Origin of the sequence: Rhizobium album, from assembly GCF_003122325.1 — a bacterium.
GTDB lineage: Bacteria > Pseudomonadota > Alphaproteobacteria > Rhizobiales > Rhizobiaceae > Metarhizobium > Metarhizobium album.
Genome location: NZ_QFBC01000007.1, coordinates 141,673 through 156,317 on the forward strand (window position 1 = coordinate 141,673; position 14,645 = coordinate 156,317).

Below are 14,645 nucleotides of genomic sequence, written 5' to 3' on the forward strand. Positions count from 1 at the left end.
TCATTCCGTGGTGATCGGCCGCGTCATCAGCTGCTCGGTGGCGGCCCTGACGTCGAGGCGACCATCGATGATCGCCGCGACCGCCTCCGTCACCGGCATGTCGATCGACAGCCCTTCCGCCAGGCGGGCGGCAACGGAAGCCGCAAAGGCGCCCTCCACCAGCCCGCCGCGCGTGACGTCGAGCGGCTCGCCGCGGCCGAGCGACATGCCGAAACGCAGGTTACGGGATTGATGGCTGGTCGCCGTCAACACCAGGTCGCCGAGGCCCGAAAGACCGCGCACCGTATCCGCCTCGCCGCCTTCGGCAACGATCAGCCGCGACATTTCCGCAAGTCCGCGGGCAATCAGTGCCGCCCGCGCCGAATCACCCAGCCCGGCACCCTCGACGATGCCGCAGGCGATCGCCAGCACGTTCTTGAGCGCCCCGCCAAGCTGCACGCCGATGCGGTCCGCCGAGGCGTAAAGCCGGAAGGTCGGTCCGGATATGGCATGCGCCAACCGTTCCGCCACGGCGATATCGGCGGCGGCGACCGACATGGCGGTCGGCAGGCCGCGGGCGATATCGGCGGCAAAACCGGGGCCGGAGAGAACCGCGACGGGGTGATGCGGCAATTCCTGCTCCAGCACCGTGGTCAAGAGCCGGCCGGATGCCCGGTCGATACCCTTGGCGCAGGTGACGACGACAGCGCCCTGCGCAAGATAGGGACCATACTGGCGTGCGGCCTCGACCTGCGCCTGCGACGGCATGACGAAAAGCACGATGGTGGCATCGGCCAGCACATCCGGCTCGGCGGAATAGGCGAGGTCGTCCGGCAGGCGGATGCCCGGCAGCGCCGCCTCGTGGACACCGTCGGCCCTGAGGTCCGCCATCAGCGAGACGTCGCGGCCAAGCAATATGACGTCTGAGCGTCCGGCCTGGGCGATGACGGCGGCAAGCGCCGTGCCGAAGGCGCCGGCGCCGATGACGACGATCTTTTCCCGTTGCCCGCCCGTCATGCCTTGGCTCCCCGCTTGCCGAAACCCACCAGCGTTTCCGCCTTGGCATCCAGCGGCCAGCGGGAACGCGGTGCCGTCGCCAGATCGTCGGAGGGCAGGCCTTCCGCCAGCCGTTCCAGCCCGGCCCAGGCGATCATCGCCGCATTGTCGGTGCACAATCGCAGCGGCGGCGCGATGAAATCGAAGCCATGCTTGTTGCACAGCGCCTGCAGCGTGCCGCGCAAGACCTGGTTGGCGGCAACCCCGCCGGCCACCACCAGCGCCGGTTTCGCAACCGAGCCGAATTCTTCCCGGAAACGCGCAAGGCCACGGCCGATGCGGTCCTTCAGCGTGCGCGACACGGCATTCTGGAACGATGCGCAGATGTCGGCGATATCCTGCTCGGTCAGCGGCGCAATCGAGGTCGCCGCCTGGCGCACGGCGGTCTTCAAGCCCGAGAAGGAGAAGTCGAGCCGGACTTCGCCGACCAGTGGCCGCGGAAAGGAAAAGCGCTCCGGATTGCCCGTCAAAGCCGCCTTCTCCACCGCCGGACCGCCGGGATAGGGCAGGCCGAGCAATTTCGCCGTCTTGTCGAAGGCCTCGCCCAGCGCGTCGTCGATCGTTGTGCCCCAACGCTCGTAGTTGCCGACGCCGCGCACCAGAATCAGTTGCGTATGACCGCCGGAGACCAGCAGCATGAGATAGGGGAAGCTGAGCCCGTCCGTCAGCCGCGCCGTCAAAGCGTGGCCTTCGAGGTGGTTGACGGCATAAAGCGGCTTGCCCGCCGCTCGCGCGATTGCCTTGCCGGTCATCAGCCCGACCAGCAAGCCGCCGATCAGCCCCGGCCCGGCGGTGGCGGCAATCGCATCGACATCGGCCAGCGACACTTTGGCACGCAGCAACGCTTCCTCGATCAGCGTATCGAGCGCTTCGACATGGGCACGCGCGGCAATCTCCGGCACGACCCCGCCATAGGCGCTGTGTTCTTCGAGCTGGCTCAGCACCACGTCGGAAACGATCTCGCCACGACCGTCCGGGTGGCGCAACACCACGGCGGCGGCGGTTTCGTCGCAGCTTGTTTCGATGCCGAGAATACGGAGCGGTCTTACCATGGGGTCGTCGTCGGATTGCAGTCGCATGTGAACCTGTTCTATGGAGACTGTCGGTAACAACGGATCAGAGCGGATGCAAACAAAACCTTTCCGGATCGGTACGCGCGGCAGCCCGCTGGCGCTCGCCCAGGCCCACGAAGCCCGAGACCGGCTGATGGCGGCGCACGGCTTTGCCGGCGACATGTTCGAGATCGTCGTGCTGTCGACCACCGGCGACCGGATCACCGACCGTTCCCTTTCCGAAATCGGCGGCAAGGGCCTGTTCACCCAGGAGCTGGAGGAACAGCTGACCTCCGGCGACCTGGATATCGCCGTGCATTCCTCCAAGGACATGCCGACGACGCTGCCGGAAGGCCTGCACCTCTCCGCCTTCCTGCCGCGCGAAGATCCGCGCGACGCCGTGGTCGGCCGTACCGCGCCGAAGTTGACCGAACTGCCCGAGGGCGCCACCGTCGGCTCGTCGTCGCTGCGCCGGCAGGCGCTCATCCGCCGGCTGCGGCCGGATATCAACGTCATCACCTTTCGCGGCCTCGTCGATACGCGGCTGCGCAAGCTGGCCGAAGGCCAGGTAGATGCGACGCTGCTCGCCTTTGCCGGCCTCAAGCGGCTCGGCAAGCCGGATATCGTCACCGAGCTGCTCGACCCCGCGGAATTCCCCCCTGCCCCGGCGCAGGGCGCGATCTGCATCGAAAGCCGCGTCAGTGACGACCGGATCCAGGCCCTGCTGTCGGCCATCAACCACGCACCGACCTTCGACGCCGTGACCTGCGAACGTGCCTTCCTGTCGGCGCTCGACGGCTCCTGTCGGACCCCGATCGCCGGTTATGCCACCTGCGACGGGGAAGACCTGCATTTTTCCGGCATGGTTTTGAGCCCGGACGGCAGCCAGTCGCACCGGGTGGAGATGAGCGGAAAACGCAACGCCGCCGAAAAGCTGGGCTACGACGCCGGCGAAAAGGTGCGTCACGATGCCGGTGCGGCTTTCTTCGAAGGATGGGGCTGACGCAATTCCGGAAACGCCGGTAGCAGGCCACACACCGGCAAGGAGGGTTTCATGCGCGTGATCGTTACTCGGCCGCATCTTTCCGGCCACCGCACCGCGGAGCGACTGCGCCAGCGCGGCCACGTGCCGGTGGTGCTGCCGTTGACCGCGCCGACCCACGACGTGCTTGCCGCCAGACGGGCGCTGGAAAAGCCCTACGGCGCCCTGGCGATCACCAGCGCCGAAGCGGTTCGCGCCCTGTCGAAGCTTGAGGACGGGCTCGATCCGCATCGCGCCGCCACGCTTTTCACCGTCGGCAAGGCGACCGCCGCCGCGGCCCGGAACGCCGGCTTCACCGCAGCCCGTTCCGCCGATGGCAGCGGCGTGGAGCTTGCCGCCCTGATCGCAGATCATTTCGCCAGGCACGGCACCCCCGCCGATCCCCTGCTTTATCTCGCCGGCCGGCCGCGGGCCGCCGGTTTCGAGCGGGCGCTGGCGGAGACGGCCATCGCCTTCCGCACTGTCGAATGTTACCACATGCTGCCGATCGACCATGACCCCGACGATCTTCGCCAGACCCTGGTGGAGCGCCCTGTCGACGTGGTGCTTTTTTACTCGCGGGAAAATGTCGAGCGGTTTTTCAGCCTGCCGGTGTTCCTCCGCGACCAGGCCGCGCTCAGCCGGACGCGCTTCCTCTGCCTCAGCCGCAACATCGCAAACGCCGTGCCGCCGCAATTCGATACGCAGATCGGCGTTGCCGCATCTCCGGAGGAAGACGATCTTCTTTACCTTGTCTGAACCATGCAAAGGCCGCAAAATTTCGCGAAGGCCTTTTCTTGGCAGGTTTTGCTGACTAGTTTTGTTGCAGCGCATGGAAGAAGAGGTAGCCATGATTCCGGAAGATCCGTCACGCCACTCCAAAACGCCCGAGGAACCGGTCACCATCGACCTGTCCGCGGAAGACGTGACCGAGGCGGAAAAATCCCGGCTCGCCGACGAGCCGCCGGCAGAGGTCGAGACCGGGACCGTCGAACAGGCGGAAACCGTCGAGAACGCCGCCGATGCCGCCGACCGTCCGCAACCGGAAGCCGAGGCAGCACGGCCCGTCTTCGAACCCGAACGGCCGGTGGAAAAGCCGCGGCAACAGCCGGCAACGGCAGCCTTGATCGCTGCCGGCATCTTCGGCGGCATCGTCGCGCTCGCCGGTGCCGGCAGCATGCAATATGCCGGATATTTCCCCGGCGCTTCGCCTGCCATCGACAATTCGGCGCTGACCAGCGAGATCGCGGCGCTGAAGGCAAAGGTCGCGACGCTGGCTTCGACCCCCGCCCCGCAGGCCGATACCAGCGCTATCGAGCAGCGCCTTGCGGCCCTGGAACACGCTGCCGCCAGCCCGGCCGCGGCCGGTGACGACGGCGCCGTCTCCGCCCTGCAGGACAAGCTAACCGGCCTGACGGAAACCGTCGACCGCCTCTCCAGTGCCGCCGGCGAGGCACAGAGCGGCGCCAGCCAGCTGACGCAACGCCTCGACGCCATCGAAAAGAAGCTGTCCGAGCCGCAGAACGACGGCACCGTCGCCCGCACCATCGCGCTGACGGCCATCAAGGCGGCGATCGATCGCGGCGGCCCGTTCGTCACCGAACTGGAGACGCTGGCCAGCGTCAGCCCCGACGATCCGGCCGTGGCCAGCCTGCAGCCGTTCGCAGCCGCAGGCGTGGCGTCCCGCGCCGACCTCGTCAAAGAGTTCGAGACCGCCGCCCCGGCGATCCTGGAAGCCATCAACCAGCCCGATCCGGATGCCGGACTTGGCGACCGCCTGCTGACCAGCGCCCTGTCGCTGGTGACCGTGCGCGATGTCGGCAACGTCGAAGGCACGGCACCGGAAGCGGTGATCGCCCGGATCGAAGACAAGGTGAAGCGTGGCGACCTCAAGGCAGCCGTTGCCGAATGGGACGGCCTGCCTGAGGCAGGCAAGACCGCCGCCGCCGGCTTCAAGAAAGCGCTCGACGATCGCATGCAGATCGAAGACCTCGTCAATGCGGCGGTGACCGCCGGCAACAAACAGATCTGAGGCCCAGGACGACATGATCAGAATTCTCATATTTGCCGTCCTCGTTCTCGCTCTCGGTTTCGGCTTTTCCTGGCTTGCCGACAGGCCAGGCGAGCTCTCCATCCTCTGGCAGGGCAAACTCGTCGAGATGAGCCTGATGGTTGCCGCCAGCCTGGTGGTGGCGCTTGTCGCCGCCGTCATGATCGTCTGGTGGCTGGTGCGCACCATCTGGACCTCGCCGCATTCCGTCACCCGCTATTTTCGCGCCCGCAAGCGTGACCGCGGCTACCAGGCGCTGTCGACCGGGCTGATCGCCGCCGGTGCCGGCAATGCCGTTCTCGCCGCCAAGATGGCCGCCCGCAGCCGCGGCCTGATCAGCGCCGACCAGGAACCGCTCATTCACCTGCTGGAAGCCCAGACCGCGCTGATCGAAGGCAAGCACGATGCGGCACGGAAAAAATTCGAGCTGATGGCCGACGATCCCGAAACCCGCGAACTCGGCTTGCGCGGCCTCTATCTCGAAGCCCGCCGGCTCGGCGCCAACGAGGCGGCGCGGCAATATGCCGAGCAGGCCGCAGAAAAGGCGCCCTACCTGCCCTGGGCGGCGCAGGCGACGCTGGAATATCGCTGTCAGGCAGGCCATTGGGACGATGCGATCCGGTTGCTGGAGCAGCAGCGCGTCGCCCATGTGCTCGACAAGAAGGCCGCCGAACGCACCAAGGCCGTGCTTTTGACGGCGCGTGCCGGCGACCTGCTGGAAGCCGATCCGAAGGCCGCCCGCAACGATGCGCTCGCGGCGCTGAAGCTTGCGCCCGGGCTGGTTCCGGCCGCCCTGATCGCCGCCAGGAGCTATTTCCGCGAGGACAACACCCGCAAGGCCTCCGCCGTGCTGGAACAGGTGTGGAAGATGGCGCCGGATGCCGAGATCGGCCGCGCCTATGTCCGCGCCCGCAGCGGCGACAGCGTGCTCGACCGGCTGAAGCGCGCCGACCGGCTGGAAGCGCTGAAACCCAACAATGTCGAATCGCTGCTCGTCGTCGCCCGCGCGGCACTCGATGCCAGGCAGTTCGGGCGCGCCCGCGCCAAGGCCGAGGCCGCCGCCCGCATGGATGCGCGCGAAGGCGTCTTCCTGCTGCTCGCCGATATCGAGGAGGCCGAGACCGGCGACCAGGGCCGTATCCGCCACTGGCTCGCCCAGGCCCTCAGGGCGCCGCGCGATCCGGCCTGGGTCGCCGACGGTTTCGTTTCCGACAAATGGCTGCCGGTATCGCCAGTCACCGGCCGGCTGGACGCCTTCGAATGGAAGGCGCCCTTCGGCCAGCTCGACGGGCCGGTCGAGGACGGCTCGCTGTCGAACGGCGAACAGGCGCTGCGCTCGCTGCCGCCGCTCAGCGCCGTCGAGTCCGAACCGGAGCCGTTTCCGGAAGAGGAGAAGGTGATCGAGGCCGAGGTGGTTCCGGCGCGAACGGAAACTCTCATTGCCGAACCGCTGCGCGAACAGCCGCCGGTAAAGCTGGTAAAGACCGAAAAGGCGGAGACGGTCGCCACCAGGGAAAAACCGGCACCGGATCCTTTCTTCGGCCGCCCGCCGGATGATCCCGGCGTCAAGAACCGCGACAGCGAAACCGATTCCAAGACGCGCTTGCGTCTCTTCTGAACCCTTGAGGACCGACACCCGATGCTGGAGCGCCTGCAGACGTTTTTCCAAAGCCTGACAACCAGCCGCTCCACCAGCGAATTTGCCCCCGGCGATCCATTGATCGCCGTGGCCGCGCTCTGCACCCAGGTGATGGAGGCGGATGGCCTGGTTTCGGACAGCGAAACCACAAAGCTCCGCTCGCTGCTGCGCGAACATTACGATCTCGACGGCAGCAAGCTCGATGCGCTGATCGAGGCCGGCCGCGAAGCCGGCAACGAGGCCGTCGATTATTATCGCTTCACCGCCGACCTGAAACGGCACCTCGACGAGAACCAGCGGATCGAACTGATCGGTATCCTCTGGGACATCGTTTATGCCGACGGCGTGCGCAACGAGATGGAAGACCACGTCATCTGGCGCATCGCCGACCTGCTCGGCATTTCGGGCAATGACCGTATCACCCAGCGCCGTCAGGCCGCCGCCCGTGCGCCGGAAAGCGCCGGAGGCGGCGATGATCATTGACCCTGCGTCACCGCATCGCAAGCCGCCGGTGCTGATCGTCTTGCACCAGGAGCGGTCCAGTCCCGGCCGCGTCGGCCAGATGCTGGTGGAGAAGGGATACCACCTCGACATCCGCCGGCCGGTGCTCGGCGATCCGCTGCCGGTGACGCTGGAAAACCATGCGGGCGCCGTCGTTTTCGGCGGGCCGATGAGCGCCAACGACCCGGATGATTTCGTCAAGCGCGAGATCGACTGGCTCGGCGTGCCCTTGAAGGAGCGCCGGCCCTATCTCGGCATCTGCCTCGGCGCGCAGATGCTGGTGCGCCATCTTGGCGGCACCGTCGCCAGCCACAGGGACGGGCTGACGGAAATCGGCTGGTATCCGCTACGCGCTACCGAAAGCGGCAAGGCGCTGCTGCCCTGGCCGCAAATGGTCTATCATTTTCACCGCGAAGGCTTCGACCTGCCGGCCGGCGCCGAGCTTCTGGCGGAAGGCGACGTCTATCCCCATCAGGCCTTCCGCTACGGCGAGACGGCCTGGGGCCTGCAGTTCCACGCCGAGCTGACCCGCGCCATGATGCATCGCTGGGTGGTCCACGGCGCGCATCGCTTTACGATGCCCAACGCCCAGCTCGGCAAGGCGCATCTCGACGGCCGCTTCCTGCACGACGCGCCGCTGCGCTCCTGGCTGTCGACCTTCCTCGACCTGGTCTTCGCCGAAAACCTTCAGCGCTGATCGCCGATCCGCCGGGGCGCGTCGAGCGCATCGATGCGACGCAGCTGCGGAAAACCCATCGCCCAGATGATCGAGACGGCAAGCGTGCCGAAGCCAGTTGCCGGCCATGCCGGTCGAAAGCGGCGCGTTAAACATGATTCATCTTGCCATCGGCCGCGGCTCTTGCCCGTTAACTCGCCAATGTCTACATGTCTGTCAACAACGAATTGGAGACGCCGATGCTCGCGCTTTTTCAAACCATTGATCTGGCTTTGAATATTTATACCTGGATCCTGATCGCCAGTGCCGTGTTTTCCTGGCTCTATGCCTTCAACGTCATCAATGCCAACAACCAGTTCGTCAATTCGGTGACGCTGTTCCTCTACAATGTCACCGATCCGGTGCTGCGGCCGATCCGGCGGCTGCTGCCCAATCTCGGCGGCATCGACATTTCGCCGATCATCCTGCTTCTGATCATCTTCTTCATCCGCTCGCTGATGTGGAACACAATCTATCCCATGGTCGCTTGAGCCGGCCGCCCTACCAGGTGTTTGCCGATCACATCCGCCTCTCCCTTCGCCTGACGCCGAACAGCGGGCGCGACGCGATCGAAGGCATCGAGGCGGATGCAGACGGGCTGCCGCTGCTCAAGGCACGCGTCACCGCGGTCCCGGAGAAAGGCAAGGCGAACAAGGCGCTGATCGCACTGGTCGCCAAGCGGCTGGGCATTGCGAAATCCAAGATTTCCCTGGTTTCAGGCGAGACCGCGCGTAAAAAAATCCTCCGCATCGACGGCGATGCGGAGAATTTGTGCTTGCGGATCGACCGGCTGGCCGCGGAGGGCTGATCAGAGCAATTCCAGCAAAAGTGCGCAGCGGTTTTGCGTCTGGAATTGCGTAGAAACAGAAGATAGAGCCTTTTCGCGCTTCGAAGAAACGCGCAAAGGCTCAGCCCTTCGCGTCCTGGGCGCGCTCGATCGATTCGAGGATGATGCGCCGGGCGGCATCGACATCCAGCCAATCGCCGATCTTCACCCACTTGCCGGGCTCCAGATCCTTGTAATGCGTAAAGAAGTGCTCGATCTGCTTGAGGGTGATTTCCGGCAGGTCGGTGTAGTTCTGCACCTTGTCGTAGCGGCGCGTCAGCTTCGGAACCGGCACGGCCAGAACCTTCTCGTCCTTGCCGCCGTCGTCTTCCATCATCATCACGCCGATCGGGCGGACGTTGATGACGCAGCCGGGAACCAGCGGACGGGTATTGCAGATCAGGACGTCGAGCGGATCGCCGTCTTCACAGAGCGTGTGCGGCACGAAACCGTAATTGCCGGGATAGGTCATCGGCGTATAGAGGAAACGGTCGACGACCAGCGTGCCCGCTTCCTTGTCCATCTCGTACTTGATCGGCTGGCCGCCGACCGGAACTTCTACGATCACATTGATGTCGTTCGGCGGGTTCTTGCCGATGGAAATTGCGTCGATGCGCATGCAGGCCTCCAGGGGGTAAGGGAGAGATCGCTGTGCAGATAATCGCTTTCATTCCGCAACGCAACACGGCTTTTCGAACGAAGCGGACCACCTGAAATAGTCATCGCGCCGCCAAGCGAAGGGCTGTAGCGTGAAGAGGGATGGCAAACCGGTCGAGCCGAACGAATAAGCGCGCCGGGCGTTGCGTCGAAGCAGCAGGAAACGGGGGTTTTGCGATGACTATGATCCGGGTCGGTATGTGTTTTGCCATGCTCATGCTCTGCGCCGCCACGGCCGGCGCCAACGAGAGCAGCTACACCGACATGAACACCGACAGATGCAACACGCTTTCAAGCAATGAGGAAGAAGGGAGCAGCGTCTCGCTGAAATGCCGCGGCCTCGATGGTTACCCGGTCTATTTCAAGGAAGGCGATGCCCGCCAGTCGGTGTTTTTCGGTCCGGTCAGCCAATCCTACCTCGACGGTGGCTTCGAAAGCTTCGGTATGTTCAACTACGTCGGCAAGAAGATCGAATGGCGCATCGACGACAGCGGAACGCCGGTCGCGGCCATCTTGCGCTATTTCATTTCCAATCTCGACCCGGAAACGGGCATGCCGACAAAAGCGCTCGAAGGGCAGGTCCTGGTCATTTCCCGTGTCGCTCAGCCGGACGACGAATCCGGCTGTGTCGCAGCTTATGTCGATGCCCTCGCAAACAAAGATGCCAACGGTCTCGCCCGCCAGGTGGCTGACGACATGGCCGCCAACTTCACCTGCGGACAGGACGAGCCGGCTTTTCACGGAGAACGGGGCGAACGCGCAAGCGAACCGTCACGTCACCTTCCCGAATAATCCGGGATTGCAGCGGAAGTACTGCTCGAGCACAAAATCGCAACGCATCGGACAAAGCGGATCAGTTCCAGGCGAAACCGATCTTCTTCAGCGAAGTTTCCCCGAAGGCTTCCATGCCTTCGGCAATGTCCATGCCGCCGTTGGAGCGGAAGAACCGGTCGGCATGTTCGCTTTCTTCCAGGCACCAGACGACCATGCCGTTGCAGCCCAGCGTCTTCAGGAGCCGGCGTGCCTCCCCGAAGAGACGGTAACCGAGGCCGATGCCCTGATATTCCGGGCGAAGATAGATTTCGTAGATCTCGCCTTCCTGCGGCAGGGAGCGGGCGCGGTTGAGCCCCAGGGTCGCATAGCCCGCGATCGTTCCCGCAACATCCGCGACGAGCAGGGTTGCCGGGCCGCGCGTCGCCTTCCGCCACCAGCTTTCGCCGCGGCGTTCGAGCATGTCGGTCAGGGGGCGATGGGGAATGATGCCGCCATAGGTATGCTGCCAGGCCTGGCGATGCGCATCGGCAATCGCGCGGGCATCCTGCGGCTCAGCCCTCCGAATCTCAATCGACAACGTCTTCATAACGCCACTTTGGTCCTGCCATAACCAAACCGCCACCGGCAATCATTGCCGATGAAGTTCTTCCCACAGGCTTTTCCCGTGGACATATCTAAAATTTAACGCGTTTTTAAGGAATTCGACAAGGGGAGAATGACCATAGCGCACAATAAAAACCCCGGCCGGAGCCGGGGTTCATCAAGTGCCTGCTATCGATCTCAGGCGTAACGCTGCTTTTCGAAGCGCTTGCGCTCGTTCGGATCGAGGTAGAGCTTGCGCAGGCGGATCGACTTCGGCGTCACTTCCACCAGTTCGTCGTCCTGGATCCAGGAGAGCGCCCGCTCCAGCGTCATCTTGATCGGCGGCGTCAGGCGGACGGCTTCGTCCTTGCCGGCGGCGCGGATGTTGGTGAGCTTCTTGCCCTTCAGCACGTTGACCTCGAGGTCGTTGTCACGCGTGTGGATGCCGACGATCATGCCGGCATAGACCTTCTCGCCGGCATCGATGACCATCGGGCCGCGGTCTTCCAGGTTGAACAGCGCGTAGGCGACGGCTTCACCCGACTCGTTGGAGAGCAGCACGCCGTTGACCCGGCCACCGATCTCGCCCTTGTAAGGCTGGTAATTGTGGAACAGGCGGTTCATGACGGCCGTGCCGCGCGTGTCGGTCAGAAGTTCCGACTGGTAGCCGATCAGGCCACGCGTCGGTGCGAAGAACACGAGGCGGACGCGGTTGCCGCCGGACGGGCGCAACTCGACCATCTCGGCCTTGCGCTCGGACATCTTCTGCACGACGACGCCGGAATGCTCCTCATCGACGTCGATGACGACTTCTTCGATCGGCTCGAGCATCTCGCCGGTCGCCTCGTCCTTGTGCATGACGACGCGCGGACGCGACACGGCAAGCTCGAAGCCCTCGCGACGCATGGTCTCGATGAGCACGGCGAGCTGGAGTTCGCCGCGGCCCGAGACGAAGAACGAATCCTTCTCACCCGACTCCTCGATCTTCAGCGCGACGTTGCCTTCGGCTTCCTTGAACAGGCGGTCACGGATGACGCGGCTCGTCACCTTGTCGCCTTCGGTGCCGGCGAGCGGGCTATCGTTGACGATGAAGGACATGGTCACGGTCGGCGGGTCGATCGGCTGCGCCTTCAGCGCTTCGGAAATCGAGGGGTCGCAGAACGTGTCGGCAACGGTGCCCTTGGTGAGGCCGGCAATCGCAACGATGTCACCGGCATGGGCTTCATCGATCGCCGTGCGCTCGATGCCGCGAAAGGCGAGGATCTTCGAGATGCGGCCGTTTTCGATCAGATGGCCGTCCTGGCCGATAACCTTGACGGTCTGGTTCGGCTTGATCGAGCCCGAGTGAATGCGGCCGGTGATGATGCGGCCGAGAAAGGGGTTGGCTTCGAGGATCGTGCCGATCATGCGGAACGGGCCTTCTGCAACCGTGGGCTCCGGTACATGCTTCAGCACCAGATCGAGCAGCGGCGCCATGCCCTGGTCGGTCGGGCCTTCCGGGTTGACGTTCATCCAGCCGTTGCGGCCCGAACCGTAGAGGACCGGGAAATCGAGCTGCTCGTCGGTGGCGTCGAGATTGGCGAACAGGTCGAACACCTCGTTCAGCACTTCCTCGTGGCGGCCGTCCGGACGGTCGATCTTGTTGATCGCGACGATCGGCTTCAAACCGACCTTCAGTGCCTTGCCGACGACGAATTTCGTCTGCGGCATCGGCCCTTCCGACGAGTCGACGAGAACGATCGCGCCGTCCACCATCGACAGGATACGCTCCACCTCGCCGCCGAAATCGGCGTGGCCGGGCGTGTCGACGATGTTGATGCGGTGCCCCTTCCATTCGACCGAGGTCGCCTTGGCGAGGATGGTGATGCCGCGTTCCTTTTCGATATCGTTCGAGTCCATCACGCGTTCGGCGACGCGCTGGTTTTCACGGAACGAGCCGGACTGCTTCAGGAGCTCGTCGACGAGGGTCGTTTTCCCATGGTCAACGTGCGCGATGATCGCGATGTTGCGAAGTGCCATATTGTCAATCTCTGAGGCTTGGGCGCGAAAAAGGGAATGAAGCGCCAATTACATTTGGCGCGCTCATAGCCTGTTTTTTGCGTTTGCGAAAGGGGGGAGGGCATAGAGGACCGCAGCAAGGGTTAACTCGCCACGGCCGGATCGAGGCTTATTCTCCAAAGTTCCACGTCGTTGCGGTCCATCAGGCGCACCGTCAGCTGCTCCGTCTGCCCGTCGAGATCGACGATGCCGAAGAACTGCAGGCCGGCGGAAGGCGGCAGGTTCTGCTCGATGCCGCCGGGTGCCGACCTGATGAAACGCACTTCCGGACCAAAGGTCATGTCCAGCTGCTGCGGCCCGTAAGTACCGGAATGCAGGGGGCCGGAAACGAACTCCCAGAACGGCAAAAACTCCTTGAAGGCGGCCCGTGCCGGATCGTAGTGGTGGGCGGCGGTGTAATGCACATCCGCCGTCAGCCAGATGATGTTGGCGATGCCGGCATCGCGAATGAAACGCAGGAGATCGGCAAACTCCAGTTCCCGGCCGAGCGGCGCGCCATTATCGCCATTGGCGACGGCTTCCGATCCCTTTTTTTTACCGTAGTCGTCCCAAATGACGAGACTGATCGGCATGTCGCAGGAGATCACCTTCCAGGTAGCATCCGAGCGGGCGAGCTCCCGCTTCAGCCAGGCCACCTGCTTTTCGCCGAGGATGCGCGACCTGTCCGTCAGCACCGGATCGAGCCCATGGGTATTCGGCCCGCGATAGGAGCGCAAATCGACGAAAAACACATCCAGCAGCGGACCGTAGGAGACCTTGCGGAAAATCCGTCCCGGCTCTTCGGCGACATAACGGATCGGCGTCATCTCATGAAAAGCCCGCGACGAGCGGGCGGCCAGTTCCCCGACAGTCAGCCCGGCATACCGCGCATCGTCGCGAAGATCGGAGGACGGCGACCAGTTGTTCAGCACCTCATGATCGTCCCACTGGTGGAAGACCGGGCAATGGGCGAGCAGGTCGCGCACATGCTCATCGAGCAGATTGTATTTCCACTGGCCGCGAAATTCGTCGAGCGTGCGCGCTACCTCTCGTTTTTCATCGGTGACGATGCGATTCTTCCAGACCGAACCGTCGCGCAGCCGGATTTCGTCCGGCATCGGATTGTCGGCATAAATCGTGTCGCCGGAATGGATCATGAAATCGGGGCGGTGGGCGGCGATCGTGCGGTAGGTGCGCATGCCGTCGTCGTCGATGCCCCAGCCCTGCCCCGCCGTATCGCCCGACCAGATGAAACGCACGTCGCGCCGCTCGCTCGGCGCCGTGCGGAACTGGCCGCGCACCGCATTGGAAACGGCGTTGATCTCCTGCAGGTCGGCGGCGACGAAACGATAGAAAATATCCTGGTCCGGCGGCAGGTCGGCCAACAGCGTCTTCAGGGTGAAATCCGTCTCCGGCCCGACATCGACCGGCGCCAGCCGCGTCGCGTTGGCGAACCGCTCGGTCGTCGAATATTCGATGCTGATCCGCGAAGGCCGGTCCACCCGCGTCCAGATCATGCCGGACGTCGCATCGACATCGCCCGATTGCACGCCGGAGGTGAACACCGGCCGGCTGGCCGTGCCCCGCGCCACGTAAGGCATCGCCAGGCTGGCGACGGCAAAACCGCCGACCGCGCTCATGGAGGACAGGAAGCGGCGACGGGTCAGGGAGACGGCTGACATGATTCTGGCTCTCCGATGTCACACGGACGAATCATCCGCCCGTGTGGAGAGCCTTGGCGGCCGCTTGTGTCAGC

General features: G+C 64.4%; 15 protein-coding genes. 9 read left to right on the forward strand and 6 right to left on the reverse strand.

The annotated features are described in order from the left end of the window. Together DEM27_RS16900 and tsaD are read right to left on the reverse strand one after the other, a co-directional pair. Nucleotides 1-996, reverse strand: a complete 996-nt coding sequence (locus tag DEM27_RS16900; protein WP_109459419.1) for an NAD(P)H-dependent glycerol-3-phosphate dehydrogenase — start codon at nt 994-996, stop codon at nt 1-3. Further along, nucleotides 993-2,087, reverse strand: a complete 1,095-nt coding sequence (gene tsaD, locus DEM27_RS16905; protein ID WP_109459560.1) for a tRNA (adenosine(37)-N6)-threonylcarbamoyltransferase complex transferase subunit TsaD — start codon at nt 2,085-2,087, stop codon at nt 993-995. The genes DEM27_RS16900 and tsaD overlap by 4 nt, the downstream gene beginning before the upstream one ends. 73 nt (nt 2,088-2,160) lie before the next feature. On the opposite strand from tsaD, the gene hemC reads away from it, so the two are divergent. The 8 genes from hemC (at nt 2,161) to DEM27_RS16950 (ending at nt 8,821) form a co-directional block, all read left to right on the forward strand. Continuing rightward, nucleotides 2,161-3,090, forward strand: a complete 930-nt coding sequence (gene hemC / locus DEM27_RS16910; RefSeq protein ID WP_109459420.1) for a hydroxymethylbilane synthase — start codon at nt 2,161-2,163, stop codon at nt 3,088-3,090. Between the two features lie 51 nt (nt 3,091-3,141). Next, nucleotides 3,142-3,867 carry a uroporphyrinogen-III synthase gene (locus tag DEM27_RS16915; protein WP_109459421.1) on the forward strand — a complete coding sequence of 242 codons (726 nt, stop codon included), beginning with the start codon at nt 3,142-3,144 and terminating at the stop codon, nt 3,865-3,867. 91 nt (nt 3,868-3,958) lie between these two features. Then, a complete protein-coding gene (locus tag DEM27_RS16920) occupies nt 3,959-5,140 on the forward strand; it encodes a COG4223 family protein (RefSeq protein ID WP_109459422.1) in 1,182 nt (393 codons plus the stop codon). 13 nt (nt 5,141-5,153) lie between these two features. After that, entirely contained in the window at nt 5,154-6,776 is a 1,623-nt protein-coding gene (locus tag DEM27_RS16925; RefSeq protein ID WP_109459423.1) for a heme biosynthesis protein HemY, read from the forward strand. Between the two features lie 21 nt (nt 6,777-6,797). Beyond that, complete coding sequence (locus DEM27_RS16930) at nt 6,798-7,280, forward strand: tellurite resistance TerB family protein (protein WP_109459424.1); 483 nt, start codon at nt 6,798-6,800, stop codon at nt 7,278-7,280. After that, nucleotides 7,270-7,995 carry a glutamine amidotransferase gene (locus tag DEM27_RS16935; RefSeq protein WP_109459425.1) on the forward strand — a complete coding sequence of 242 codons (726 nt, stop codon included), beginning with the start codon at nt 7,270-7,272 and terminating at the stop codon, nt 7,993-7,995. Before DEM27_RS16930 ends, DEM27_RS16935 begins: the two co-directional genes overlap by 11 nt. A 218-nt stretch (nt 7,996-8,213) precedes the next feature. Then, on the forward strand, nt 8,214-8,504 hold the full coding sequence (locus tag DEM27_RS16945) for a YggT family protein (RefSeq protein ID WP_109459427.1): 291 nt from the start codon (nt 8,214-8,216) through the stop codon (nt 8,502-8,504). Continuing rightward, a complete protein-coding gene (locus tag DEM27_RS16950) occupies nt 8,501-8,821 on the forward strand; it encodes a DUF167 domain-containing protein (RefSeq protein WP_109459428.1) in 321 nt (106 codons plus the stop codon). Before DEM27_RS16945 ends, DEM27_RS16950 begins: the two co-directional genes overlap by 4 nt. A gap of 100 nt (nt 8,822-8,921) precedes the next feature. Here the strand turns inward: DEM27_RS16950 and ppa are convergent, their stop codons facing one another. Continuing rightward, on the reverse strand, nt 8,922-9,458 hold the full coding sequence (ppa, locus tag DEM27_RS16955) for an inorganic diphosphatase (protein ID WP_109459429.1): 537 nt from the start codon (nt 9,456-9,458) through the stop codon (nt 8,922-8,924). A gap of 215 nt (nt 9,459-9,673) precedes the next feature. Between ppa and DEM27_RS16960 the strand changes: the two genes are divergently transcribed. Further along, on the forward strand, nt 9,674-10,288 hold the full coding sequence (locus tag DEM27_RS16960) for a hypothetical protein (RefSeq protein WP_245445894.1): 615 nt from the start codon (nt 9,674-9,676) through the stop codon (nt 10,286-10,288). Nucleotides 10,289-10,349: 61 nt separating this feature from the next. Here the strand turns inward: DEM27_RS16960 and DEM27_RS16965 are convergent, their stop codons facing one another. The 3 genes from DEM27_RS16965 to DEM27_RS16975 all read right to left on the reverse strand — a co-directional run bounded on the left by DEM27_RS16965 (nt 10,350) and on the right by DEM27_RS16975 (nt 14,571). After that, nucleotides 10,350-10,856: a GNAT family N-acetyltransferase gene (locus tag DEM27_RS16965; protein WP_109459431.1), complete on the reverse strand. Its 507-nt coding sequence runs from the start codon at nt 10,854-10,856 to the stop codon at nt 10,350-10,352. A gap of 194 nt (nt 10,857-11,050) precedes the next feature. After that, nucleotides 11,051-12,871 carry a translational GTPase TypA gene (gene typA, locus DEM27_RS16970; RefSeq protein WP_109459432.1) on the reverse strand — a complete coding sequence of 607 codons (1,821 nt, stop codon included), beginning with the start codon at nt 12,869-12,871 and terminating at the stop codon, nt 11,051-11,053. A 122-nt stretch (nt 12,872-12,993) separates the two neighbouring features. After that, nucleotides 12,994-14,571 (reverse strand): alkaline phosphatase D family protein, encoded by a 1,578-nt coding sequence (locus DEM27_RS16975; RefSeq protein WP_109459433.1) that lies wholly within the window; start codon nt 14,569-14,571, stop codon nt 12,994-12,996. Nucleotides 14,572-14,645 lie beyond the last annotated feature (74 nt).